Raw genomic sequence first — 26,518 nt, forward strand, 5'->3', positions numbered from 1 at the left:
CTATTACACTTCTCAACTCCATCTTACAAATAGTACATCATTTAAGAAAATTGTGAACTAGATATCAATTGTTTTATTTCATCTTGTAATGAAGTTCAACAAATTGATTGAATCTCCTTATCCCCTTTAACTTTAGTTCTAACTCAAAATCATTTCTTTTAAATAAAGGTATTCCATGACCTATTAGTGTAGGTGATATAGTAATAATAAATTCGTCAACTAGCCTTTCTTTAATAAAAGAATTTAGAAGAACACCACCGCCAACAAGCCATATGTTTCCTCCATCCAGTCTTTTGATTTTATTTGTAAATTCCACTACATCTTGATTAATAAATTCTACATTCTCATTCTTACCTTTTTCTGATTTAGAAAATACATAACACTTTTTATTCTTATAAGGAAATTTACCTTTTTCTTTTTCAATAATCCAGTCATAAGTTCTTCTACCAATTAGAATAGTATCAACTGTATTGTAGAATTCAGAATATCCATTATCTCCTTCGCCTTCAGTTTTAAACAACCATTCCAAGGAATCATCTTCTGTAGCTATGTAACCATCTAAACTTGTTGCAATATATAGAACTAATTTTCTATTGTTGTACATCTATAAACCTCCATATTTATAAAATTTAATCTAATTTTAAAACACAATTAGTGAACAATATTCTACAATTATTCATTTGAAAAATCAACCTACTAACTTATTTATAAACAATTTCATATCACTTTCCAAAATAGATAACCCCTGAAACCCGCATGAACACAACAAATAGTTTAATAGTTAAATATATACATAGTTAAATAGGTTCATATTTTTATATTTAAATAGTTTTCTATATCGATATTTATATTTAAAACTAGGCAAGAATATATTTTTTTCATTTTAATATGTCACATGACTTATAAGCAATATCAGAAGAATACGAATTAAAGTTTATAGTTATTCTAATCAGATATTACAGCTCAAATTGCTCTTTTATTATCTGTGCAACAATTTCCGCCGAAAGATTGGTATTGTCAATTTTTATATAGTTATCATAAGGAATCTCACCATCATTACTTACACACCGATACTTGTTATCATCATTTATAAGCCTTTGATTTGACAGTTCTATATCTCGTTTTGAGATTTTATTTTTCAGACGATTTTCAGTAGCATTTCTTTCTAATCTGATTGCTTGAGGAGCAACAAGCTCCACATAACATATATCTGCATTATGTTTTCTGAAAATATCACAAACATATTCAACATAATCCCAATCAGATTGCTGATTAAATGCCCACATATATGTGAAAATTAATCCATAGTGTTCAGATTTTGCAAACTCTTCAAAAATAACTTCTCTCATGCCAGAGATAGCTTTTCCATTAAAATATCCGAATATCTCCAGTACAGGTTCAATCATCATATGATTATGGAATAAACGTAAATCCGTAATTTTAGCTAGTTCTTGTCCTACTGTCATTTTTCCAACAGCACTGTCTCCGATTATAAGTACTAATTTCAAAATATCACCTCTTTTATCAAATATAAATAATCTTTTTTTATCCTATTTCACTTCTGTTCCACCCCATTCAATAACGGTAAATCCCTTTCTTTCAAAAGATTTAAATTCTTGTTCTTCTATTTCTATAGGTTTATCTAATGATTTAAAGAGCATCATTACCCTTAATATCGAATCTGGCTTTGGAGTTATATTAAGCTCTGCTATATTTTCATAATCTTCCCCTGCAAAAGTAATCAGGTTGTATTTATTCTCTTGCATAATTGGTAGCCAATACACTATAAATTCGTTATATTCCCTTGGAGTTAACCCCATGTATTCAAGCTTTTCTTGCAGAAATTCTTCAGTATCTTCTCCTTTTACTACAAACCCTTTTGACATATCCCATTGATTTTTTGAAATCCCTTCCCAATATAAATAAGAATACTTCCTCTTATCTCCAATATTAGTTAATGTACCATCAGGTTCTGCTATTACATTCCAACCATCTTTGTACTCTGGATAAGTACAAGTAAGCTCTCCATTATAATCTAGTTTAACGCTAACTGATTGCTCTGAAGTTGGATACAAATAAATTACAGGTTTCTTAGTCATATCTTTATTTGTACAACCTGTAAATGTTATTAAAATAAGAGATAGTAATATTATAAGAAATTTTGCTTTATTTGTTTTCATATTAACCCCCTAAAAACTTTCTTTGTTATATTATTAATTTTTAAGATATGGTAAAAATATATCATTACACCAACATTTCATTGATTTCTCAATCCATGGCTGATTATAAATTTATATTCATCTTTCATTATTAAGTAAAATATCACAAATAGTTTTTAAATCCTCAATATAATGCAAAAGTGTTATAGAATATTCCTTGAGTTTTTCAGGATTTTTTTCATATCCTTGTAGTAGTGTATATTGTCGCTTATAATATTCCATCAATTTTTGAAAATTAGATGAATAGCTGCTTATCTCTTGAATCTTTTCATTATTAACTACGTATTGAATGTGTTGCATAATTTCAAGAAACTGGTCAGCAGAATATCCTACTGTTTTCTTAAAATCACGCAATACACATTGACGTTCAAAAACATTTCTTTTCATCCAACCATAATATTGTTCTTTATAAACTTTTACCACATTCAGAACAGTTGGAATAATGTTTTGATAATCATTACTTTTAGTGTTTTCACTACTATCTAATTTTAGTAGTAAGCCAGAATCAGACAAAACCTGTATAGCACCAATTTCTTGACCGTTATACCTATCAGCCATTAAAACTGATATAGCAAATCCAGTGCCAGCTTCCTCAACTCCAATTATGTGATCTTTATTCATTTCATAAAATTCTTCTGTTGTTATTCCCATATGAGATGACACAAGCTCTATTCCCTTCATTGCGGTTTCTGTTTTAATGAGTCCTGGACCGATAGTATATACTTTTATATTTGTACTTTCCAATTCTCCATATAGTGTATTAGACAATTCCACCTGTGCTGTTTTAAAGACTTCATATGCGCCCATAAAGGGTGCTGCACCAGAAGATGAAACAAAAACAATTGTCCCAGAACGCTTTTGTTTCATGAGTGGCAAAACTAATTGTGTTAATAGTAATGGGGCTTTGAAATTAACGGCATAACTCTTATCCCATACATCAATAGAAACTTCTTCTACTGTTCCCATAGTAGCTATGGTCGCATTATTAAATAAAACATCTATGCCACCATATTTATCTTTCACATGAGAAACTAGAGCATATATCTGATTTTCATAGGATAAATCAATTTCATAAAATTCTACAGAGTTTTTACCAAATATACTATCTAAAGTGCTTTGTGCACATAATATTTTTCGTTTATCTATTTCAGCCACAATAACCTTCGCGCCCATATAAACTAGTGCTTTTGCAGTTTCAAAACCTATACCACTCCCTGCACCAGTTAAAAGTATAACTTTACCTTCCAATTTATTTTTAAAGGATATATTTTTTTCTATAAGCATCATAATCTCCTTCTTTATAATTGTTAGCCAATTTCATTTTTGGTTTTAAATACTTATCTTTATAATAAGAAAGAAACTTAACTCGACTTCATATTATGTTTACCAATGAGTCCATATTTTAATACAATCAAATCCAAATAGCATTCATTCTCATGGATTTGATACATAATCCAGCCGACATTATTGCCCGTTTAGATATCCAAGATTATATAGTTTTCCTTACGTGATAAAAGTTCGAATCATTCTTTCCATTCGTTTTCAGACGTATTGTTTTCAGCAAAGTATGGTTCATACTCCTCATTTGTAAATAAAGAACGTATAAATTCAACATCACTCACCGTAGTCACACTAAATATAATACACATTAACTTCCCCTCATAAAATATAAATAATTTTCACCTTTGTTTACATATAGGATTTAAACCCCTATCGTTATATCTTCAAACACTTTAAATGCCATATAACTACCTGCATCACGATTGCATAAAACAGTACACACACTTTTGTTATGTGGATAATAAGCGCTTCTGAAAGAGACTCCAGGGTCACCACCCATAACATGAATTTTCATAACCATGTTATTACATGTATCTAACCATACACCATATCCATAGGCACTACCATTTTCTCCAGCTTTTATTTGTGGAGTACACATAGATTGTACATTCTGAACCGATAGCAGTTTTCCATTTATCAAAGCATCCCAGAATAAATACATATCACTTGCAGTAGTATATGCCCCTCCATCTCCACCGCCAATGATAGGCACAGAATAAATATTAGACTTTAAGCCTCCCTTTCCATTATCTGTATAACCAATTGCAGTATCACATGGAAGATTGTCCATCGAAAAATAACCGCTATTACTCATTCCGCATTTGTCAAAAATGTATTTCTGGATAAAAAGTGGAAAATCCACTCCTGAAACTTTTTCTATAATCATAGAAAGTATTACAAATCCACCGTTACTATATTTGAAGCGAGAACCAGGTTCAAACTCCATTTTTTTATTTTTAAGCAATCTCAAAAAATCACTTGGTGATTTCATGACATACATCGGAATATTCTCCCATACCTTAGCATAGTAAACATCAGATTCATTTTCTTCTTCATCAAAATAGTCGCTAAATCCCGATGTATGGGTAAGTAGATGGCGAATTATCACCGAATTATCCATATATGGGAAAAAGTTCGGCAAACAATCTGTAACCGAATCATCTAATGACAGTTTTCCCATTTCAATTAATTTTAATATGGCAATAGCAGTAAAAATCTTACATCCAGATGCTGTTGGAAATCTCGTATTTATATGATTTTTAATATGTTCACTTATATTAGCTTCCCCAATAGCTTCTTGTATAATTTTTTTTCCACTAATCGAGAGGAATATAACTCCAGAAAAATCAGGGTTCTTGTTTAATATTTGTGATTTAATAATATGAGCATCCAATATTTTCACACTCCACTTCAAATTTTACAATTATATTTATAGTATTTTACAGTTCAACCTCACCTATCCATATATAAATTTTACCATTAAATTTATACTATGAAAAACAATTTATGTTAATATAAATATTTCCTAATAATATATCATCCAGTTTACAAATAAGGATTTTTAATTTTATTAGTACTGAAGGTCTTTGAATTGCGAAATAAAAAATACCGCATATTCATTTTGAATAGTACGGTATTGTGAATAAATTATTTAATTGTATATTAGTTTGTCCATTTAAGAAAGGTACGACATAACTGAATAAAAAATATGTTATATCAACCCTACAAATTGGAATTTGATGAACTTCTCATTATACTCATACCTCTTTTTGATAATAAACAGATTCCTTATCTCTGTACATTTCCAAATACCCAAGCTTTTTATAAAATGAATTTGTTCTTGTATTCCAAATCGGAGTTTCTAAGCGCCATGTTGTAATCTTGGGAAACATATTTTCAATATATTTCATTGATTCTAATCCGAAACCTTTTTTATACTCTTTTGGATCTATGAATATTCTTCCCACATACATAATCTCCTTATTTCTTTTATCCTGAAATAAAACGGCTCCCCCAATGAGATAATCCTCCTGCTTTATAGTGTATAAATTATAACTTAACATCATTTTTTTATGCCATTTTTCAGAATCATAATTGGGTGGCCCTCCTACCTCATCGGCACCTACCATTACGTCTGTATCGAAAGCTCTCTTTGAAATATTGGTTACTATTTTGATTTCTTCTGGACTCGCTAACTTAATATCCAATTCACTCACCATCTCTCTAAAATTTCTTTATTTTCATCACTTGATGGATGTCCTAATATGACTGCTCTTCCTTGTATTTGTACATTATTAAAACACATTGCCACTAAAGTATTTTTAATAATTTGTTTATATTTCGCATAGGCTTTCGAAGTCATAAAATATATTTTCAATTCATTTGATGTGCAGTAAACAGTTCTAGCAGTAACTTTTCTATTTTCACAGGTTGCTAATACAACATTTTTTTGTTCTTTCAATCGATCAATTATTTTAGCCCTCATCTCTGTATATTCAAGACTCCTCATTACTTTTCACCTCACAAAATATAAATAATCTTCCCTACAAATTACTATTTATAAATCATTAATTCATCATATAATACCACTATGACTTAACTCATAAAAAAAGTGTATCATACTAACTGTTTTATTGCACTAATTCCCAATATGCTTATGTTAAGTTTTATCTTTAATACCGTATTATTTAGTTTTCAAAGAACATTATTATCACTCTAAATTCAATTAGTTATGTCGCTTTTTTCATAAATTATAACGTAACTAATATATAACTAATTTTATGCTTTTACATATTACTGAATAATACGGTATCTAAATTTTTTTAAGAATTTATAATTTTTCACCAAAGGCATATAAAACAGACTTTGTATGTGGTATGCCTCCTGCTTCTTTCATTTCTCTAAGTTTTTCAAAAACTTCTGATTTAAAGTCTTCAAGCATATCTTTTGGTATCTTTTCTAGTGTGCTTATAGCGCCATGAGTCCAAAGTTTATCCCACCATTCTTGTTCATCTTTGTATATAAAAACTTTTTCTTCACTTATAACTCGTATATTTTTAAATCCAGCTTGATTCAAAATTTTATATAAACCTTCTTCTGTATCAAATTCAGGGATATCCTCTGATTGATACTCATCTAATTCATCTTCAAATACAGGTAAATATTTATCAAATAATTCATTTAGCCACATAAATTTTTCATCTTTTTTTCTAAGAAATGTAGTTAATGAGAATCGACCACCACTTTTTAGAACTCTCATGAATTCATGAAAGGCAACTTTATAATTTGGTAAGAAGAATACTCCAAATCCACAGAGTATATGCTGAAAAGTTTCATTTGCAAATTCTAATTTTTCAGCATCCATTACCATTGCATGTACATTTTTTACACCTCGGCGTTGCATTTCTAAATCAATTTCATTAACCATTCCTTCAGCTATATCAATACCTTTAACAACTCCACTCTTCCCAACTTTCTCTGCTGCTGAAAAAAGTGAAGCTCCTTTTCCTGATGCAACATCTAAAACTCTTTCGCCTTCCTTTACATCTGCAAATTCAACCAATCTCTCTCCAAAGTATGTAAAGTATCTTGGACCACTACCATCAAAAACTGCTGATACCTTATTAAATATATTAGTTATATCTTTTTTTATTTCTATACTTTTGTCTTCCATAAATTTCTCTCCTACCAAATAAGTTAATCAATTATTTTTTAATACTAAATATAATGAACTCATACTATATGTTAACCCAATATATTCAAGCTTTTCTTGCAGAAATTCTTCAGTATTTTCTCCTTTTACCACAAACCCTTTTGTATAATTATTAATCTTTAAGATATGGTAAAAATATGTCATTACACCAACGTTCCATTGATTTCTCAATCCATGGCTGATTATAAATTTTTTCATGTTGACAGATGATAAATAATAGTACCTGTAAGCTTAAACATGTTTGAATAGCTTTTTTATCAACCTTTATACTGCAATAGGATTCATAACCCTTCAAAATTTCTTTATTTAACTTGTCATTATTGATATGACTGAATATTGATGCTAAATCCATTTCTGGAAGGCAATATCCTGATAATGAGAAATCAATTGGAACTATTGCTTCATTACATAAAAGGAGATTTGATTTTCCAAGATCAGCATGAACAAAAGAAAATCTATTTTTATCTTTATCCATCTTCATCTTAATTTTTAATAAAGTATCTATAATAATTGCCCCATGCTCCTTATCATAATGCTTAGCTGCTATTGCATACCTGGCCTCTTCCAATAATTTATCAATCATTTCTGCTCCATATATATATCTATTTTCTATCTTTACCTTACTCATAGATTTATGAACACTACCAATCATCCTTCCTAGCCTCAAGGCTAATTCATTGGTAATTTCCACATTTTCTAAAGTCTTACCCTTTACCCATTCCAAAGCAGTAACCAGACTTCCATCCCTTAAAGTGGTAATAGGTTCTCCACTTTTGTTTCTAAATACTTTTTGTGTCCCTAATTGAGAAGTGTTTTCCAGATAAGTAAGTACTTCCATTTCACTTTCTACAAACTTATTCTGTGCAACTCCAAGACGCAAAAAATCCACTGAAAAACCCTTTGATGGTTTATGTATCCTGAGAACAAATTGTCCATTATCATCAGTAATACAATATGTCATATTTTCATTATGACGCACAAATCTTGATGTGGGATTTACAAAATTGTATTTTTCTATTGCTTCTTCAATCATAATTTTTTCTCCTGAATATTCAGTATTTAAGGACGTTAATTATTTTATAATTGCTTAATGTTGTATGAATATTGCTAATCTTTATTAAATAATAATTTAGTAAACTAAAGTATACATCTATAGCATCTATATCTTTCTTTAATTTCAAAACCTGCATTCAACACAAAATTTAGTTCGTCACTATTATCTTCATCAACAAAATATAATATTTCTTTTACGGAACCAAATTCATTATATAATTCCATGAGCATTTCATTGATTAAAATACTTTCAATACCTTTATTTTTATATTCATTATCAATAAATAAACCAACAACGTCTGATAAGTCTTTGTTACCCTTAGTAAAAATGCTTCCATGAATCTCTTCGTCTTTTCTAAAGACAAGTACTTGAAAATAATCCATATCATTTTTCAAATTTGTGCTATTGTAATAAATACCTAATGGAATAGCATGTTTATCATGAAATATAGCATATTCTTCAAAATTATCTTTAGTAATTTTATCTACGTTATCATGCCTTTGATTCCAATGAGTTTTTAAATTATATAAGTTTGCCACAATACTAGATTCGATACATTCTATATTCTTTTTCTTAAAATATTGGTTTGCATTTTCGTTAGAAAATGGTACACCTATAAATAGCTTATATCCAGACAATTCCTTACTTATGTAATGAATCATTTCTTCTGCAACTTGTTGATAATCGTCTCTTATTAAAAACTGTAGTGTTTGTGCATATTTTTCATCAGGTATCCAAAAATAAGTGCATACGCCCCATAGTACATCATTTTGATAATAGGCTATTATATTACGATTCTTCTCATTTAGAGCCTTTTCAAGTTCTCCTTTAAGCTCCTCTATTGAGTTTATCCTTGGATAACTTGCATGTATATTGTCCTGACTTAATTCCCATATAAAATCAATTACTTCCTCAGATGTATAAACGTTTTTTATCATTTTTATCCCCCATTATTAATTATTTTGAAATCCTATTTAAATATATTTATTAATCTAAACTCTAATTTCCTATTAAAATGTCACATAAAAAATTGAGGTGTAAATTGCTTGTTACTTCACTTGTAATATTAATATAATAGTTTCACTAATTCATTATAAGATGAACTACCATCAAGTATATTCTTATATGTGCTTATCCAGTAAGGTATCAACCCAGCTCTATGAGCTACTGCTTGTGAGGCAATATTAGATGATGATGCACAGTATATGGGTAAAATGTTTTTGCTTAATATTTTATGCATTAAATGATTTACAAGTACTGTAGCCAAACCACCTGTTCTATAATTACCTTTTACATCTATACCCATTTCCCACATATTATTGTATTCCTTAGATGCACCAGCAAGTCCTATGATTTCTCCATCCTTCATAGCAAAAAATACAATTGCAGTAGATGCATTTCCACATTCATCAAACTCTAATGAATTATTAAATCCTTTAATTTCTCTTAATTTATTTATCTCATTTCCTTCTAAATAGAAATATTCGTATTGTGGTAATAAATCACATAACTTCATTTCTTTCATATCAGGAATATAATAAATTGATTGACCATATATTAAAGGGCATTCAAATACCTCATCTCTTGATTTCCCAACTAATAAAGTCTTCACATTTTCCATAATTTCATCTGAAGCTGATACAATAATTGTTTTTTCAATGCTCGTAATTTCCAAAAATGGATTTTGTTGAAATTCATTTAATTTAATTGGTTTATGAAAAATTAATCCGTTATGATCAAAGATTTCTTGTTCACAATTTAAGTGTTCTCCAAGATTTTCTTTCACAATTTTTTTAATTTGCATCTTATTCATTTATCCATCTCCTAAGTTTTATCTATCCATGTATTATTTAATAATCTTTACTTCACCTTACCTACACGCAGTGAATTAATAATTCCTAATTTTCAAATTTTTCAACATAGATATATTCTGATTTTTTTCATCTCTAACTTCATATTCTAAACTTTTATATAGTGAATAAGCGGGTTTATTGTATTTAAAAACATTGAGTAATATTTTATTAAACCCCTTTTCTATTGCTTCTTTTTCAAGCATAAGCAAGGTCTGTTTTCCATAACCTTGTTTACGGTACTTCTCAAGTATTAAGAAATCGCAAATAAACCCTATATCTTCCTTATACTTTTGATACCAGATAAATCCCAAACTTTCATTGTCCTTATTTACAATCACATAAATATAATTATCTTTTGTGCCCTTTCCTTGTGGGAGCAATTCATTAAAACTTTCTTTTGCATCCTCCAGTGCATTTTCTTCACTAGATAGACCCGCCTTTATTAAATCTTTGGAATAATCTAGAATATCCCACTGAGCAAATCTATCAAACTCAGCATCACTCATTTCTCTAAATTTTATATTGAAGTCTTCCATGTTCTTCCTCCTTAAGTATAGTTTTAATTATACTAATTATAACATGATTTACAATATTATATATATATTACCCAGGGATAGCTGAAAAAAATACCTTTAAAGATAGGATTTTAAACTTTTCAAATCAGATTTTAGGGATGATTAAAATTTAAATAGATTGGATAGTGAACTGAATTAAATGGTTGAAGCAATGATCTTGCTATGATAAAATATAAAAATAACCACTAGGCAAAATATTTGCAAAGGGGTTGTGTCCCTAAATTACCCTGTGGGATGTTTTTGTATTTGGAGTTATTAGGATTAATGAAAGAATAGCAAGAATAAAATTTTTAATGGAAAATAATTGTTTTAAAATGAAATTTTAAAAATGGAGTATAAATATAGAGCTTCATATTGAATGGATTCAAAGATGACGTATAGATTAAGGAGTAAAATATGAATAATTTTGGAACTATATTAGCCGTTATAGGTGCAGTGGGATTTATTGTAGCAATTTGGATATTATTTGGATGTCTTTACTTTAAAAAAAGAAATTTTAAAACCGGTTTATTGCTTTTACTTGTTTCTTTGCTGCTTGTGGCAGGTGGGGTTTTTATTGGTGTACAAGGTGCATGGAATAGTGCATCAAAGGGAATAGCCTTGTCTGAAGAAATTATTGAAATTATTGAAACTAAAAGCGTAGAAGAAACCACGCAAGAACAGCAAGCAAAAGTAGGTAGCAGTGTATTTTTAAAAATTGATGAAGATGATTGGGCTAAATATGAAGATAAAATAATGACATATTACATTGCCTGGCAAAAAAGCTTAAACCCTCAGGCAGAAGATGAAGCTATAAAAATCGAGTTTAAAAATTTGAGAGTGAAAGCCCTTTTAAATTAATCGATTATTTAAGATTAATGCAAATCAAAATTTATGGAAGCGCAATATGAACATAGTAAAATTCTTGTTGGCTAGGACGTAGATGGATAACCTTTTTATATTTTCATATGAAATTCATGTTTAAAATTTTTACAGTTGCATTTTAAAAAAGACACCCTATTGTAAAATACTAGGTATTTTAAAATAGGGTGTCTGTATTCTTAAGCCTTTCATTAACCTCTTCACTAGTATTAAGTGCTACCTCACTAGGGGATGCCCAATTTCTAATTTCCCTATTAAACCTTTAAGGATGCCTCTCTCTTGTAATATTATAAACCTTTCTTCTATGAGCCATTATTTCTTCATCTTTTCCACAACTATTTTACCACCCAAGGCACCATTAAAATTATTGTTTATTAACCGAGTATATAGAGTGTGGTGAAGATCATTAAAGCAATAGCAAGTACAATTCCTACAATTAAATTTTTTAATTTTCATTCCCAAGAGTGAAGAATATGCTATAGTTTCAAACTAAAATTAAAATCTCCTAATATGAAAATGTCTGCAGCAGTAATAGTCCAAAAATTAATACTCCTGCTATACCAGAAAATCTATAGAAAAAAACCTTAGGGTCCTCCTTATCTAATTCTTGTAGGATAAACATAACTCTAATTGTGTTCATAATTTTCAAAGGTTTTATAATTATAAATATACTTATTAGTATCAATATAATACAAAGAATTTGGTCTAATAACATAAATATACCACCTATAATTTTCAATCCATCTAATTATTTATTAATCTTTTTGTTTCTTTTAAATTATTATCTATTTTCAAGTCTAGTCTTTCACCTTTTTTATTCCAATTGTATTATACCGTCTGCTTACTTAAATAATCTTGTTTAGTTAATTCAACAATTTCATCTGAAACTCTTTTAAAGCCTACTTTATTAAACACTTTTTCTGCGGATATTCTGGATTTTGGAAAATCATAGAATACCTTATCTGCTCCTAACTCATTGAATGCAACATCAACTAATAATCTTAAGGCTTGTTCACTAAATCCATTGCCCCTATGTCTTGCTTCGATTATTATATTAACACAGTAAGACTTTTTTTCACTTACATATCGTAGAGCAACCTCACCAACAGGTAAATTTTCATCAGTCTTAATAATATATGCATAATATCTTTCTGGAGTATTATTAACCCATCTAAAAAACCAGTCTCTCCAAGTATTTTCCTTAAAATCTATACATCCTGTTCCATCAGTGTCTTCATACCCTATATTGTAAATCATTGTTTCTCTATCTGATAAAAGTTTTCTTCTATAATCTAACTCTTCAAATTTAGGTGTCTTTAATTCCACTTTGATATTTTCCATTTATGCTCCCCCATATTAGATAAATTAGTGTAAAGTTTTATGCACTTTTTATTTTATAAATTATTTGCATATTAAGGTTTCTATAGTGTTTTGTATAATATGAAAATTACACTTCCCAATTACTTCTTACAGACAGTATATTATTTAAGAAGAGTGTGAATTAATTATACGCCCATATCATCTATAAGCCATGGTGAATTTTCATCTTTTCTTATAACAAAATACCACCAATCATATATCCCACTATTTTGGGGACTCGCTCCATCATTTTTATACTTTACTTCATACTTTACTTTGTAAACTTTAAGGTTATTTTCTGTTGTTCCATTTGTACTACCTCGTCCATTATGCAAATAACCTTCTTTAACTTTTTCGTTCATTTCCTCTTCAATGCTTATTATCTTAGTGCTGTCCAAATTATCAAAGCCCCAAACTACATTTGGAGCGTTGAAATGCTCTGTTAAAGTAGTTAATAACTTATCTTTATTTTTTTCATTTTCATACTTAAAATAATTCTCTACTACAGTTTGAGCAGAATCACCTTTAGTATCAATTGACCTATTGCTCTCACTTGAGCAACCGACAAGAAGGATCAAAGTAATAATAATAAGCATAACATTGAAACTTATATTTCTCTTCATAATACCCCTCCTATGAATTAACTTTTTCTTTTTCCCATTATAATACATTCCCATTTGAAAACATAGTTGTATATACTTATTGTAGCATAATTACAATAAAATGTATGTATACAAAAAAGCACCCCTATAAAGAGATCCTTTAAATATTGTCTTTTACTATTTCTTACATTAAATAATTATTTTAACTCTTCCATAATCCTTTTAATATCAAAATCCTTATCTTGGATTTTATAATATTTTTCCTTATGCTGATCTTGTTCTCGAAAACCAATTACGTTATCATCATAAAATGTAATAGAAAATACATCTTTAGTATAAGTAGTGTATTCATCTTCATCATAGCTTGCCATAAAATTAAGACTAAATTTAGACCAATCCTTAGGCCTCCTAGCTTTTTTATAAGATAACTCATCAATTATACTGACTAACTTATTTACTTTGTCATCTTCAGTATTATCTATCCAAGTTGAATTATCTAGTAAATCTGAATCTATTTCATCTTCTTGTCTATAGGTATAGTCATATGCATTTACTTGTTTATAGGTGTAATCATAATTATTTTTTGATATTAAGTTATTTGTAGGAAAAATATATGGTATGTCAATCCATACAATTATAGCAAAGAAAATAAAAATAACTATTCCCCAAATGATTTTTTTCTTATTCACAAATAATCCTCCTAATTTTATAAGGTAGTTTAAAGATGTTTCACTTATATTTTATAGTTTCAATATTGTATACTTATTATAGCATAAATGCTATATAATGTATGTTTATATTTATAAAAGTTACTACTATAAATAACACTTTCTATCTCACAATTAGGCACTTCAATTTCTACACTTCCTAATGTCGGTTGCAGTATTCCAATTAAACATTTTAACGTAGTACTCTTACCAGCATCAGTAGGTCCAATATGGATTAGCAAATATTTATTCTATACTCTCATTTCCAAGATATACTACCGTTTCTTCAGCATTATATAAATTCATTATCTGTTTTCTTAATTTTGAAGGATATAATGGCTCATTCATAAGATTTTCAATAGGTAACCAATCAAATCCAATTTGATTATAATCACCAGTAATTTGAGCATCAGGTATTTCTTTGATGTACTCACACAAAAATACTAAATCAACTCTATGAAATGACTCCCCTGTTACTCCTTCAATTACAAATTCAAGGGTTTTGGGTTCAACAATCAATCCAAACTCTTCTTTAACTTCTCTTCTAACAGCCTCTTCCAAAGTTTCTTCAGATTCTTGACCACCTCCAGGCATTATATAAAAAATATCACCGTTATCATTGATTTTTGATGCTAACATTTTCCCATCTTTAATAATCAATGCCTTTGCAGAATTACGTATTTTTCTTTCCATTCTCTTACTCCTTTTATATCTACAAATATAAATAATATTTACTTGGTTCTATCCTATAATTTTTCATTTGCAAACATGGTTACATATACTTATTGAAGCAGAATTACAATAAAATGTACTTATTTAAAGCATCCTATCAACTATTTCATTTATAGCATCAATTACTATCTGAGGCTTATCCTTCTGTATATAATGACAACAATCTTTAACCATGATGTGTTTACTATAATCCGATAATGTTACTATGTCATTTTGATAGTTTAACCAGGTTTCTTCCGAAATGGCAGCAGACTCTTCACCTTTATGGTCAGCAGTAAGTACAATTATTGGAATATTCCTTAAAGCATCCTTTTTTCTTATTTCTTTTACTTGCTTAGCACTTATTAATAATTTATCAAAAGTTTGCTCTTCTCCAATCAATTGTTTTCTCACCATTTCTATTTCTTCAGCAGAAGAACGGTTTACCCTATCTTCAAATTGATTTTCATGTGAACAGTCAATAAATATAATACCAGCTAATTCTTTAGGATATGTACCAGCAAATAATCTTGCATTATAGCCTCCTATTGAGTGTGCAACTATAATATAGGGTGCTTTAACCTTTGCTTTATTTAAAAGGGTATGTAACTCGTGAACTTGCTCTAAACTTGTTCTTGATAAATCACCTATAGCACTATTTCTCAGCTGTGCTCTATCATAAGAAAATGTTATTGTAGTTTTTGAAATTTCTTGCTGAACTAACTTCCAAACTCCATTATCATCGCCTAAACCTGATTCAAATATCACAGTTGGCGTTCCTTTTACCTCACATTTATATTTATTTCTATTATCTTCAACATTCCAATGACATTGATTCTGTTTCCAATTAACATCCTGACTTGCCAAATCTCTATTCGTACTTCCTCCACTCAATGCTTTTACTCTATCGTCCATATTAGTACCCCTTTCATAAATTCCTATTTTAAAGTAATTTTAATAAAAGCACCCCTATAAAGAGATGCTATAAATATCGCCTTTTACTAATTCTTTATATTAAATAACTATTCCCCAAATGATTTTTTTCTTATTCACAAATAATCCTCCTACTGTTAAAGCGTGTTGCAGAATTTTTTGCAACACGCTTATTTCTGTCGATTATATATTAAACTATTTTTCACCAAAAGACATAGTATATTCCATTTCTTTTGTATCCTCATGAATACGTTCATCTACAACTATAAAATCGTTTTTATCATAGAAGTTTATTGCTCTTTTGTTTTTTGTAAAGACATCTAATAGGAGATATGGATACCTAGATTTACAATGATCTATCAGTTTCTGTCCTATACCTTCTTTTTGATATTCTTTTTTCACAAAAATTCCTGCTATATAATTTTGTTCTACAATTCCTATAAAACCCTTTATAATATTATTTTCTTCATAAACATAAATATCAGCAGATGGCAACATTTGTTTCACCATATCATAATTTTTAATCCAGTATTCTTCCGGTATAAAACTGTGAGCGTTAATGTTAGTTTCAAGCCAGATTGCCATTACATCATCTAATTTACTTATATCAAATTTTTTAATCATTCTATTCTCCTTCATTTTTAAAAATATTAAAAGTAAGAGTAGAATACACTCATGAAGTTCACCCTTTCTATTGCTTTTCTAATAATATATTTTATACTATTAGAAAACTCTATTAAGTTAAATAAATACTATTAACTATATTACATCATATCATATTATTTAGTATTTCTTATTATATTTTTCTTATTTCTTCAATAATCTAATCAATAAACTTTAATTTATATTGTTCTATGGATATACATTCTTGTCAGATTTTTTTCACCCTCGGCTTGGACCATACACAGAAACTCCCAACCATGACGCTCATAAAAAGACGTGTGGTCTGTAACAAGATAAAGTGTATCAACATTTTTTTCTTTCATATCATCACATACATAGTTCAGCATTTTACCAGCAATTCCTTGACAGCGATAATCATCTTCCACATAAACAGCACATACATTAGGAGTTAAATCTTTTCTGTTGTGAAAATCATTTTCTATTACACCAAGTCCACCTACAATTTTATCTCCTATTATTACTATATACCATTGTGGAACAGCAGTTTTATTTTTCATACATTCATCTATGCTTTCAATATATGCTTCAAGGGGAATATTCCACTTTTCATGAAACCAATTTGCCGCGTAGTTTTTCAATTCAGGGTATTCCTGTAATTTTATAATTCTATAATTGCTCATTTTTCACTCCTTATAAATTATAATTTTATTTTATAAAATAAACTTCTTCTATCTTTTATACTTTACTTTTACAATTCTTATTATTAGCTTCTACTAATTCATAATCTACTTTCTTTATATTACACTTTCCTTTTTTATTGGTTCAATAATTCATAATAGTATGAAGGCACACCATCCTCTTCAAACTCCTCAAGCATCCTAAATCCCACACTTTCTAAGACACCTTTAGATCTTGTGTTATTTTTATATGTGAATGCACATAACTTGCTGACATTATATTTTTCAAATACAATGTGGCAAAATTGTGTTAACGCATTCTTACCAATCCCTTTACCCCAATATGTCTTATCAAATATAACTATACTTACAAATGCCTGTTTCTCATCAGCTTCATCGATTCCATAACACCAGATATCACCTATGTATTTATCATCAAAATAAATAACCTTCCCAAAACTCCTTGCACCAGGCTTTAATGATTCCTCATACATCTTAACTGCTTGGTCTAATGTATTCCTTTCAAATGGAAACATAGCTTCTACTTCTTCGTCCTGGGATTGTCTCCAAAATATTTTTACATTTTCAAGTTTGCGAGGTTTTAGTGATAAATTTTCCAATTTTACATTCCTCCAATTATAATACATTCCTCTCGATTTATACCTTATTTCATATATTTTCTTAGATATTTTCCTGTATAGGATTCATCACACATTATAATATCCTCAGGGGTTCCCGCTGTTACTATTTGACCATCATTTTCTCCTGTATCTTGGCCCATATCTATTATATAGTCTGCGGTTTTTATCAAATCCAAATTATGTTCAATTACCTTTTTTAGTGGCATATTATCTTATAATCATAGCTTATGTCAACATTACTTTTTACCATGTTCCAAACAGGGCATAACGACTCTTCCATCAGTTTTATAGTCCTTTCGATCTCATCAGTCTGTACGTCCTTTGATGCAATTTCAAATATTAAATGTATACTTTTAAAATATGTAGGATAGATTTCTCTTCTTTCACCTGAAGCGATTACTTTTAATTCAGATACAGTTTTGTTCATCTTCCTAAGCAATAAAGCTAAGGTCATCCCACTGCAGGTTGCCAGACTCATAAGAAATAGCTCAAGTGGAGTATACCCATCGCCATCCACGGAATCAATGATTATCTCCTTATTATAACGTGATACCCCTGAAAATTTCACCTTGTCATTTATAAGATCTGCTGTTACTGTCAAATTATTACTCACAATAAAACCTCCTAAAATTACATTTATACTATTTGATAATATTTTATTTTTTTACAACTATGTATTAACTCACAAGAAAAGTACAATATATTTACTACTTTATTGCATACACTTTTCATACATTTGGTAATATATGCTATTTTTCTAGCATTGTTTATTATAAGTCTATTTTATTCATCATATCTTTCATAAAATCCAGTGATTAAGCTCATAATTCATTTTATCTGGCTTAAACACATTAGAAACAGCTTCTGCAACTATCGACATTTCTTCAAGGTGTTGAACCTCTGATACCATCCTAAGATAACATATCCAGTTTCAAGTTCCATAATAAAATATGGATCATTTGTAATATTCTTTTGTTGTTCACATATCTTGCATTGCATATTATAATCCCCTGAATAAAATATAAATTTTATACTTCTAATTATTTTGCAACTATTTATTTACAATCATAATTATAATACTTATTATAGCATGATTACAATAAAATGTATTTACATAAAAAAAGCACCTCTATAAAGAGATGCTCTAAAATAAATGGCTTCAATTTTTAATCAAAGCCATTAAATAATTTTATTCCTAAATAATCCTGACAATCCTCTAAAACATACATAGGATCAGTATGTAAAGTATTAATGTCTAAATATCCATAGGTTGTTTGTCATTAGTAATAATAACAATAAAATCACTAAGATAGTTCCTATTGTTGCAATTATATTTATGAATTTTTGTGCCTTAACACTATTTTTAAATGCTTTTTCAATTCCTTTATATATCATTAATCCAATTATTCCGCCTAAAGTATTATTAATTATATCTGTAATATCAGAAGCCCCAACATTTAAAATAAATTGGAATACTTCACATATTAAACTAATTAAGAAAAACAAGAAAAGTTTTTTTCCAATACTCCATCTTTTAAATAAAATTCCTGCATATATACCAAGTGGTACAAAAATCACTACATTCATAATGATTTCACTAAAAGCAATTTTACCATTTAAGATTAAAGGTTCACTAAAAGGAATTAAGTTTATACTTCTCATATTTCTCAAAGAAGGTAATCGTACATTAAATTTAAATACTATAATCCAAAATAATGCAATCAAATAAATTATAAATAATACATTAGTTAACTTGTTTGTTTTATTATTATCTTTCATATTGTTCCTCCAATGTTTTGCAAATTCATGTTTAACCATAAGATTATATAAATAACTACTAGTTCGCATTTTTTATAATTATTCATTTACAATTACTTATTATAGCACATTATAACAAACTATATCAAAATACAAAAGCACCTCTATAAAGAAATGCTCTAAATATGGCTTATTATATTTTATAACTAAAAGTGAAAATACCTAACAACAATTTCATTATCTTTCATTGCAACAATAGAATAAATTGTATTTAACCTTTAACATATTTTCCATCTGTTTTTATCCACATTATAGCATATTTTCAAATACCGTACTGTTCAATTTTCTAATTACATATATGTTACGTCATTTAAGAAAAAAGTAACATAATTACAGCTGCTATTAATTCTATAATTTTACTAATAATCTATTTTTACCCTAAAATACTTTTCAAGTGTGTCATCAATTTCTTCTTCATTTTTTAACTTGACTTTCTTTATTACTTTTGCATTTTCATAAAATTTTAAAGTGTTGCCTACAAGTGTAATATTAGATGTATCAGTAAAAATTGATATCTTTTTATAACCAGTAAAAAGCGATTGTTGATGTTTTTCACAGAAGAAAGAAGGCATGACATAATCAATGTCCAGTTGAGGTTCTTCTGTAAAACCATAAACTCTTTTCCAACTCTTACCTTGCTCCTTCTGCCAAAAAGTATGTCCATAAAAGTCATCATGCTCAAATATATATTCACTTCTCACCCACACATCACATATATAGATACCATCATTCGTTGTAACTTTAAGTATACGATGGCTTCGCATCTTAATAGTAGTCTCATCATTCGCAAAACGCCCTGCTAAATTTGTAACATTAAATCCAAGGCTTTTTAACAAATTACTATATAATCCGTTTAACTCAAAGCAATACCCGCCCCTATGGTTTAATATCATTTTTTGAATAAGTCTTCTGCATTAAGAGACAGCGGAACTTGATTTAAAATATCCAAGTTTTCATATGGAATATTTTTTAAGTGAACAATTTGTAATTTATAATTTTAGTTCAAAATCTCCTTTAATCCTGAATTTCTTTGCCATGAATGATGCTTATAATAGGAAATTATCTTTACATAAAGTGTTATAAATTTCATGCAACAATAATTTTACTGCTTTTACTACCTTTAAGACCTCCCTTGTGAGCTTTGCGAGGCATAGTTAAAGTTGTACTTTTTTTATGGTCGTCTTTAAAAAGTTCTCTAAAAAAGCCTCGTCAATTTCCCACAACATAGTGATGTACAATTCAAAAAAACTTGAAATATTATCTAATCTATTAAATATATTGGAATTTGTTAGCTTAGCATTATGCTCATTTTCTTTGTTGATTTTTTAGAATGATATAACTAAAAATCAAAGTAATGATATATACAACAATAAATACAGCAATGGCATAAATATCTGTAGGATAAGGAGAAATTACCTGTCTGCATAATAACGAAATCGCAATAGAAATTGGCATAAATAAACCAATGGCTAAATTAGCGAAGTTTATTACAAGTGGTATTTTTGATTGAGAATATATCTTTCCAATGAAGTAACCTACAATACCGACAATTTGTATAATCATTCCACCCCAAATAGCTTCAGCAGATTGCTCTTCATACCAACCGCCAAATGCGCAAAATAAACCGATTGCTAAAAATGCTACAGAAGATATTAATAAAATTTGTGCGGTAACATCATTTTTGTTCCCTTGAAGTGTAATTTTGCTTATGCTGATCTCTTGTTCATCTTTCAAAAGATAATCTGTTGTTACATCAAAAATATTGCTTATTTGTACAATTTTTTTCCATATCGGGATTTGATTCACCGAGCTCCCATTTTGAAATAGCTTGTCTTGATACATTAATTTGTGTAGCAAGTTGTTCTTGCGACATACATTTTGATTTTCTTAATAATTGTAGTTTTTCCCCAAATGTCATAAAGACCACCTCCTGTTTTCTTGCTTTTAGTTTAGCATTTTGCTCAGTTGCATTCTACCAAAGAGACCTTGAACTTTCGCAACTGCCAGTTGCAGGTCTTATTCAAAGCTATTTCCAGATAAGTATACTTGTCACGTCATTTAAGAAGATAATGAACTAACTAAACTCAAATTATGATTATTCTGTATGGTTGGTATCGTCATTACCTGAACATATTTCAATAAGGTTTCCTTCGGGGTCTGCAACATAGCAGATTCGCATACCATAAGATTCAGTAGTAGGCCTATAAATTGGTTTTGCTCCTGCATTTATAACACGTTCAAATTCCATGTCTACATCAGAATACTTAGGAACATCAAAACAAATCTCCATATTACCGTTTATGCCTTTACTCCAATGAAATACCTCAGGTATAGAATTTTCAAAACATAAGTTTAAAGATTATGATAAATTTAATGTTAAAAATTTTGCATTTCAGGATTTTGAGTGTCCTGCTAATTCATTTGACCTCATCTTTTCAGCATCAGCCTTTCACTAGATTCCTGAAGATATAGGATATACCAAAGTATTTGACATACTAAAAAGCGGTGGTATTTTTGCACGATTTGCTAATCACCCATACAAAGATAAGAAACGCAATAACATACATATTGCATTTGAAAATATATATGCAAAGTATAGCCTGATTCATTAGGTGGAGATGAATATAGTGAGGAAAATGCTAAAAATATAGCAAATATAGCTTACAAATATGGATTTATAGATGTAAGTTATAGACTCTATCATAGAACAAGAACTTTTACAGCTGACGAATATACATCATTATTGGGTACTTATTCAGACCACATTGCTATTGAAGAAACCACAAGAATGAAATTCTTTGATGAAATAAAAGAAACAATTAATGACAACAGTGGTATTATTACTATATACGATATAATAGATTTACAACTTGCAAGAAAACAATAACTTCCTGTTATGATAATAACAGGAAGTTAGCTAAATTCCAATTTATAGAATTAATTTACCCACTTTTGCTCTTAGAGGGGGTTTTGTCGAAAATGTTGGCTCTCTCCCTCAAAGAACATAATTTAATCTCTACTTCGCATATGCTAAAATTATTCATTTAAATCTATTTGTTAAACTGGAATATATATATTATATAATTATTATTAGTACCATACTATCCAATTTTCAAAGAACAATTTATATAAGGATGTATGGTTGTCCTACACACTAGGTCTGATATACTTGAATTACGACGTAAAATACCGTGCAACTCATTTCTGAACAATACGGTATTTTCATAAATTATTCGATTTTATTTTTAGTGAGCTATTTATATTTTTCACAGCTTTACATTTCAATTACTTCACTATATTGAATATCATTTTTATAATTATCAAGAGCTATTTTTCTAATATCAATAATTTCATTTGGAAGATCATCTATTTTAAACCATCTCAATTCTGAGCACTTATCTGGTTCTATGACTTTAGGTATACCATGATACTTATTAACGACAAAATAAATATCATAATAAGTTCTTCCTCCAGTATTGCTAACACGATGAGATAGATGAACAAAAGATAAATCTTTAATTTTCACATCAATCCCTAACTCTTCTGCACACTCTCTTACAACAGCCATTTTAGCCGTTTCACCTTCATCCACATGTCCACTTGCTGCTATATCCCACTTCCCGTCTTGATAACCAGTATTTTTTCTACGATGCAATAAAATTTGTATAGTATCATCCTTCGCTTGTAAAATAATTGGAAATATTGCTGAAAATGACTTAAAATGTTTTCCCATTTTTCACCTCTTCAAATTATTTATTAAAATTTATTTTTCTTATACTCGTCAATTCTTGATTTATTATCATAAGCAAGTAAATACTCATTATATTTAGAAGTATCATAGTTTTCTCCTAATTTTTCTTTTGCTTCATTTGCTGAAAGTCCTTGCCTTTGATTAAAAGTGGAACAGGGATATTTGTTACATTCTCCACAATGATTTAAATTTTCTTCTATAACGCATTTTCTTACAGGACAATTGGTATCAATAAGTTTTCGATTTTCTTTTTCACATCTACATCCATCACAATGTATATCTTCTGCTAAAATATCAAGTTCATAATAATCCTTCCATGCTTTTGAAAGTTCTTTTCGCTGATCATTTTCTTTTATATTTGGTTCAAATGTTTTGCATAAGTCGCAACAATATCCACATCTTGTTATATTCATGATAGTTACGCTCTCTTTCTATTTGGTTTTTTCTTTATAAATAATAATCTTTCTATATCTGCAATTAATGTGTTATTTATTACATCTAAATATAACCATTTCCCATCATGATACTGGCGAGTATTATCATAGAAATTATTAATATATTCAGAGAAGTCTTTCCTTGAAGTTTCAAACTTTTCTCGTTCATTCTTTCCCAATATAATTAAAACTTTCATACCTTTTTCTCTTGGATACAACGCACAAAATGTTTTTCCACTCTTACGATATTTTAATTCAAAAACACCTGTTTTCCCGCCATTATCCCATAGCATATCCATATCATAATTATCCTTAATGAAGTTATTGATAGAACACCAAGTTTTAAATACATCTTCTTCCATTAATTGATTCAATTCCTCTTCTGTTGGTACTTTTTCAAGCATAAGTATATCCCCCTTTTTATAAATTTGAATAATTGAAACTTATATAATCATCATTGTCTCCTATAGATAATTATGTATATTTATTACCTTGATAGGTTCACAATTCATTAATATTGTGTAATAAGTTTACTTTAGATTATGCTTATACCATACATAGTGAATTAATGTGAATTGCAAAATTCATCTAATGCAATGAGCAACATTTTATATCCGGTCTTATGCTGCCAAAATGATTTATTCTGATTCATTACTATATTTTTAAATTCATCATAACTTATGTATTTTACCGCCTGTACTTCTTCTTCCTGCACAGTGACCTCGTCAATATCAAAATTTGCCTTTAATACAAAAACATCATAAAATTCATTATCAAAAAAAGCTCCATTTTTTTCTATCATAGTTTCCTTGAACGTATAAAGATATTCTACAGAATTCATGAAAGGTGAAATATCCAGCCCTAATTCTTCCTTTGTTTCACGTATTAACGTACTTTCAATGCTTTCACTGCTCTCAATATGCCCACCGACTGATACATACCACAAATTAGCGCCTGCATCTTTGTCCGCACTACGTTGCTGAATTAATAGCTCATTTCGAGAATTTAGAATCCATAAGTGTATTACCCTATGGCATATCCCATTCTTATGAGCTTCGTTTCGCTCAATTATTGCACCTGTTTTTTCTCCATATTTGTTATATACATTAAAATATTCCATATATGCTCTCCTCAACATTACACCACATTTGACTTTCACCAAAAGATGCGCACTTAATTACAATTACGAGTTAATTATAGCATATATTGTAAACACCGTACTATTCAATTTTCAAAGAACATTTTTAAATTTTCACTTCGCAATATCTACAAATTACACACTAACATCACTTCAAATTATGATTATTCTACATGGTAAGTATCGTCATTACCTGAGCATATTTCAATAAGATTTCCTTCTGGATCTGCAACATAACAGATTCGCATACCATAAGATTCAGTAGTAGGTTTATAAACTGGCTTTGCTCCTGCATTTATAATACGTTGAAATTCTATATCTACATCAGAATAGTTAGGAACATCAAAACAAAGCTCCATATTGCCATTTATGCCTTTATTCCAATGGTATACCTCAGGTATAGATTTTTCAAAACCTTCTCTTATGCATAAAATAAAATGATGAATTTGTCCTTCCATTTCAATAGCTGTAAATCCACTGCCATCCCAATTTAAATTTAATCCCATTACATTTTCATAAAATTTAACCATGGTTTCCATGTTATTGACATATAATCCAATTGCTCCAAATCTCATTGTTATACCTCCGTTAATTCAAATAATCTTTTAGTTCACCACAAATTATAATTATTCACTTACATTTACAGTTTTATATACTTATTGTAGCATAAATACTATATAATGTATTTTTATATTTGTAAAAATTACTTCTATAAAGATATGCTCTAAGTAGCGTATGATCAATTTTTCATATTATTTAAGTCACAAAATAAAAAATACCGCATAATTCACTTCTGAATAATACGGTATTTAAAATGCTACTATCTTCTAGGGTTTTCAAAGGAAGGTGGTGTTGGGTTTGGAGCTTCATTGGAAGGTCCTGGAGTTGATAAATCAAAATATAACTTAGAATCTTCAGTAACTCCAAAATCCTTATTTGAACCACTCTTTTGAACTTTATTTAAAGCCTCTCTAAACAATGCGTTATGAGCTTCTTCTCTATTAAGTAAAAAATCTATTGTTGCTCTTACTTCTTTATCCTCTATCTGTCTATAGAGATATTCATAAACAACCTTTGCTCTTTGTTCAGATGCTATATTAGATAGTAAATCTGCAACTAAGTCTCCCGTAACAGTTACATAATCTGCTGTCCATGGAGCACCTGATGAGTTAATAAGTACAGGTGATAAACCACATTGTACATGTGTTTGAATTTCTCCATTACATACTTCAGTATTATTAACATCATGACCATTCAAAAGATTTATAGTCTGTGCAACCATTTCCATATGGCTAAGTTCCTCAGCTCCTATATCTAAGAATAAGTCCTTTATTTCAGGATCTTTTATTCTAAAGCTCTGAGAAATATACTGCATAGCTGCTTTTAACTCACCATTTCCTCCTCCTAGTTGTTCTTGCATTAGTACTGCATACTGAGGATTTGGTCTCTCTACTTTAACTTCATGCAACAATTGCTTTTTATGTTCAAACATTCTACTTCCTCCTAAT

At 29.0% G+C, this 26,518-nt stretch carries 36 protein-coding genes and 1 pseudogene; 2 read left to right on the forward strand and 35 right to left on the reverse strand.

Translation table 11 applies throughout. The annotated features are described in order from the left end of the window. Positions 1-73 precede the first annotated feature (73 nt). From B3Z56_RS12160 to B3Z56_RS12215, 12 genes are all read right to left on the reverse strand, one after another. The gene (locus B3Z56_RS12160) at positions 74-604 is read right to left on the reverse strand and encodes a dihydrofolate reductase family protein (protein WP_346876727.1); all 531 of its coding nucleotides are present in this window, start codon (positions 602-604) and stop codon (positions 74-76) included. Positions 605-956: 352 nt separating this feature from the next. After that, complete coding sequence (locus B3Z56_RS12165; protein WP_346878853.1) at positions 957-1,508, reverse strand: AAA family ATPase; 552 nt, start codon at positions 1,506-1,508, stop codon at positions 957-959. 42 nt (positions 1,509-1,550) lie between these two features. Further along, positions 1,551-2,180: a hypothetical protein gene (locus tag B3Z56_RS12170; protein ID WP_346878854.1), complete on the reverse strand. Its 630-nt coding sequence runs from the start codon at positions 2,178-2,180 to the stop codon at positions 1,551-1,553. A 117-nt stretch (positions 2,181-2,297) separates the two neighbouring features. Continuing rightward, a complete protein-coding gene (locus B3Z56_RS12175; RefSeq protein ID WP_346878855.1) occupies positions 2,298-3,503 on the reverse strand; it encodes an SDR family NAD(P)-dependent oxidoreductase in 1,206 nt (401 codons plus the stop codon). Positions 3,504-3,921: 418 nt separating this feature from the next. Next, positions 3,922-4,962 (reverse strand): serine hydrolase, encoded by a 1,041-nt coding sequence (locus B3Z56_RS12180; RefSeq protein ID WP_346878856.1) that lies wholly within the window; start codon positions 4,960-4,962, stop codon positions 3,922-3,924. 355 nt (positions 4,963-5,317) lie between these two features. Further along, positions 5,318-5,767 (reverse strand): GNAT family N-acetyltransferase, encoded by a 450-nt coding sequence (locus B3Z56_RS12185; RefSeq protein ID WP_346878857.1) that lies wholly within the window; start codon positions 5,765-5,767, stop codon positions 5,318-5,320. A 5-nt stretch (positions 5,768-5,772) separates the two neighbouring features. Then, the gene (locus tag B3Z56_RS12190) at positions 5,773-6,069 is read right to left on the reverse strand and encodes a pyridoxamine 5'-phosphate oxidase family protein (RefSeq protein WP_346876733.1); all 297 of its coding nucleotides are present in this window, start codon (positions 6,067-6,069) and stop codon (positions 5,773-5,775) included. 321 nt (positions 6,070-6,390) lie between these two features. Further along, entirely contained in the window at positions 6,391-7,233 is an 843-nt protein-coding gene (locus B3Z56_RS12195) for a class I SAM-dependent methyltransferase (protein ID WP_346878858.1), read from the reverse strand. Positions 7,234-7,384: 151 nt separating this feature from the next. Then, positions 7,385-8,305, reverse strand: a complete 921-nt coding sequence (locus B3Z56_RS12200) for a phosphotransferase enzyme family protein (protein WP_346878859.1) — start codon at positions 8,303-8,305, stop codon at positions 7,385-7,387. 104 nt (positions 8,306-8,409) lie between these two features. Next, a complete protein-coding gene (locus tag B3Z56_RS12205) occupies positions 8,410-9,264 on the reverse strand; it encodes a hypothetical protein (protein WP_346876736.1) in 855 nt (284 codons plus the stop codon). A 128-nt stretch (positions 9,265-9,392) separates the two neighbouring features. Then, a complete protein-coding gene (locus B3Z56_RS12210; RefSeq protein WP_346876737.1) occupies positions 9,393-10,139 on the reverse strand; it encodes a GNAT family N-acetyltransferase in 747 nt (248 codons plus the stop codon). 75 nt (positions 10,140-10,214) lie between these two features. After that, positions 10,215-10,715, reverse strand: coding sequence for a GNAT family N-acetyltransferase (locus B3Z56_RS12215; protein ID WP_346878860.1), 501 nt, complete (start codon positions 10,713-10,715; stop codon positions 10,215-10,217). A gap of 435 nt (positions 10,716-11,150) precedes the next feature. Here B3Z56_RS12215 and B3Z56_RS12220 point away from each other — a divergent pair, with 435 nt between their 5' ends. Then, a complete protein-coding gene (locus B3Z56_RS12220; RefSeq protein WP_346876739.1) occupies positions 11,151-11,594 on the forward strand; it encodes a hypothetical protein in 444 nt (147 codons plus the stop codon). Between the two features lie 333 nt (positions 11,595-11,927). Here B3Z56_RS12220 and B3Z56_RS12225 read toward each other — a convergent pair whose 3' ends face one another. The 17 genes and pseudogenes from B3Z56_RS12225 to B3Z56_RS12310 form a co-directional block, all read right to left on the reverse strand. After that, entirely contained in the window at positions 11,928-12,071 is a 144-nt protein-coding gene (locus B3Z56_RS12225; RefSeq protein ID WP_346876740.1) for a hypothetical protein, read from the reverse strand. 49 nt (positions 12,072-12,120) lie between these two features. Continuing rightward, on the reverse strand, positions 12,121-12,330 hold the full coding sequence (locus tag B3Z56_RS12230) for a hypothetical protein (RefSeq protein WP_346876741.1): 210 nt from the start codon (positions 12,328-12,330) through the stop codon (positions 12,121-12,123). A gap of 113 nt (positions 12,331-12,443) precedes the next feature. Then, complete coding sequence (locus B3Z56_RS12235; protein ID WP_346876742.1) at positions 12,444-12,956, reverse strand: GNAT family N-acetyltransferase; 513 nt, start codon at positions 12,954-12,956, stop codon at positions 12,444-12,446. Positions 12,957-13,120: 164 nt separating this feature from the next. Then, positions 13,121-13,597: a DUF4829 domain-containing protein gene (locus B3Z56_RS12240; RefSeq protein WP_346876743.1), complete on the reverse strand. Its 477-nt coding sequence runs from the start codon at positions 13,595-13,597 to the stop codon at positions 13,121-13,123. Between the two features lie 176 nt (positions 13,598-13,773). Further along, positions 13,774-14,265, reverse strand: coding sequence for a hypothetical protein (locus B3Z56_RS12245; protein WP_346876744.1), 492 nt, complete (start codon positions 14,263-14,265; stop codon positions 13,774-13,776). A gap of 264 nt (positions 14,266-14,529) precedes the next feature. Next, complete coding sequence (locus B3Z56_RS12250) at positions 14,530-14,976, reverse strand: NUDIX domain-containing protein (protein ID WP_346876745.1); 447 nt, start codon at positions 14,974-14,976, stop codon at positions 14,530-14,532. A gap of 123 nt (positions 14,977-15,099) precedes the next feature. Continuing rightward, positions 15,100-15,909 (reverse strand): alpha/beta fold hydrolase, encoded by an 810-nt coding sequence (locus B3Z56_RS12255; RefSeq protein ID WP_346876746.1) that lies wholly within the window; start codon positions 15,907-15,909, stop codon positions 15,100-15,102. A 213-nt stretch (positions 15,910-16,122) separates the two neighbouring features. Continuing rightward, positions 16,123-16,551, reverse strand: coding sequence for an N-acetyltransferase (locus B3Z56_RS12260; protein WP_346846853.1), 429 nt, complete (start codon positions 16,549-16,551; stop codon positions 16,123-16,125). A 218-nt stretch (positions 16,552-16,769) separates the two neighbouring features. Beyond that, entirely contained in the window at positions 16,770-17,231 is a 462-nt protein-coding gene (locus B3Z56_RS12265) for a GNAT family N-acetyltransferase (protein ID WP_346876748.1), read from the reverse strand. A gap of 134 nt (positions 17,232-17,365) precedes the next feature. Next, positions 17,366-17,848: a GNAT family N-acetyltransferase gene (locus B3Z56_RS12270; protein WP_346846851.1), complete on the reverse strand. Its 483-nt coding sequence runs from the start codon at positions 17,846-17,848 to the stop codon at positions 17,366-17,368. Positions 17,849-17,892: 44 nt separating this feature from the next. Then, positions 17,893-18,075 (reverse strand): hypothetical protein, encoded by a 183-nt coding sequence (locus tag B3Z56_RS12275; protein ID WP_346846850.1) that lies wholly within the window; start codon positions 18,073-18,075, stop codon positions 17,893-17,895. Continuing rightward, positions 18,066-18,482 carry an OsmC family protein gene (locus tag B3Z56_RS12280; RefSeq protein WP_346846849.1) on the reverse strand — a complete coding sequence of 139 codons (417 nt, stop codon included), beginning with the start codon at positions 18,480-18,482 and terminating at the stop codon, positions 18,066-18,068. The genes B3Z56_RS12275 and B3Z56_RS12280 overlap by 10 nt, the downstream gene beginning before the upstream one ends. 635 nt (positions 18,483-19,117) lie before the next feature. After that, positions 19,118-19,648: a VanZ family protein gene (locus B3Z56_RS12290; RefSeq protein ID WP_346876749.1), complete on the reverse strand. Its 531-nt coding sequence runs from the start codon at positions 19,646-19,648 to the stop codon at positions 19,118-19,120. Positions 19,649-20,046: 398 nt separating this feature from the next. Continuing rightward, positions 20,047-20,636, reverse strand: a pseudogene (locus tag B3Z56_RS12295) (arylamine N-acetyltransferase family protein). Between the two features lie 356 nt (positions 20,637-20,992). Next, positions 20,993-21,421, reverse strand: coding sequence for a hypothetical protein (locus B3Z56_RS12300; RefSeq protein ID WP_346878861.1), 429 nt, complete (start codon positions 21,419-21,421; stop codon positions 20,993-20,995). Positions 21,422-21,440: 19 nt separating this feature from the next. Continuing rightward, positions 21,441-21,605, reverse strand: coding sequence for a helix-turn-helix transcriptional regulator (locus B3Z56_RS12305; RefSeq protein WP_346876751.1), 165 nt, complete (start codon positions 21,603-21,605; stop codon positions 21,441-21,443). A gap of 177 nt (positions 21,606-21,782) precedes the next feature. Continuing rightward, the gene (locus tag B3Z56_RS12310) at positions 21,783-21,977 is read right to left on the reverse strand and encodes a VOC family protein (RefSeq protein ID WP_346878862.1); all 195 of its coding nucleotides are present in this window, start codon (positions 21,975-21,977) and stop codon (positions 21,783-21,785) included. Positions 21,978-22,430: 453 nt separating this feature from the next. Between B3Z56_RS12310 and B3Z56_RS12315 the strand changes: the two genes are divergently transcribed. Next, on the forward strand, positions 22,431-22,574 hold the full coding sequence (locus B3Z56_RS12315) for a hypothetical protein (RefSeq protein WP_346876753.1): 144 nt from the start codon (positions 22,431-22,433) through the stop codon (positions 22,572-22,574). 387 nt (positions 22,575-22,961) lie between these two features. Here B3Z56_RS12315 and B3Z56_RS12320 read toward each other — a convergent pair whose 3' ends face one another. The 6 genes from B3Z56_RS12320 to B3Z56_RS12345 form a co-directional block, all read right to left on the reverse strand. Beyond that, complete coding sequence (locus B3Z56_RS12320; RefSeq protein ID WP_346878863.1) at positions 22,962-23,420, reverse strand: NUDIX hydrolase; 459 nt, start codon at positions 23,418-23,420, stop codon at positions 22,962-22,964. 23 nt (positions 23,421-23,443) lie between these two features. Further along, positions 23,444-23,851 carry a DUF3795 domain-containing protein gene (locus B3Z56_RS12325; protein ID WP_346878864.1) on the reverse strand — a complete coding sequence of 136 codons (408 nt, stop codon included), beginning with the start codon at positions 23,849-23,851 and terminating at the stop codon, positions 23,444-23,446. 5 nt (positions 23,852-23,856) lie between these two features. Beyond that, positions 23,857-24,276, reverse strand: coding sequence for a DUF3788 domain-containing protein (locus tag B3Z56_RS12330; RefSeq protein WP_346878865.1), 420 nt, complete (start codon positions 24,274-24,276; stop codon positions 23,857-23,859). Positions 24,277-24,437: 161 nt separating this feature from the next. Further along, on the reverse strand, positions 24,438-25,007 hold the full coding sequence (locus B3Z56_RS12335; protein WP_346878866.1) for an NUDIX hydrolase: 570 nt from the start codon (positions 25,005-25,007) through the stop codon (positions 24,438-24,440). A 167-nt stretch (positions 25,008-25,174) separates the two neighbouring features. Next, positions 25,175-25,585 carry a VOC family protein gene (locus B3Z56_RS12340; protein ID WP_346878867.1) on the reverse strand — a complete coding sequence of 137 codons (411 nt, stop codon included), beginning with the start codon at positions 25,583-25,585 and terminating at the stop codon, positions 25,175-25,177. A 245-nt stretch (positions 25,586-25,830) separates the two neighbouring features. Beyond that, positions 25,831-26,502, reverse strand: coding sequence for a manganese catalase family protein (locus tag B3Z56_RS12345; protein WP_346878868.1), 672 nt, complete (start codon positions 26,500-26,502; stop codon positions 25,831-25,833). Positions 26,503-26,518: the final 16 nt, after the last annotated feature.

Source organism: Clostridium sp. UBA7791 (assembly GCF_002480755.1).
GTDB classification, from domain to species: Bacteria; Bacillota; Clostridia; order Clostridiales; family Clostridiaceae; genus Clostridium_J; species Clostridium_J sulfidigenes.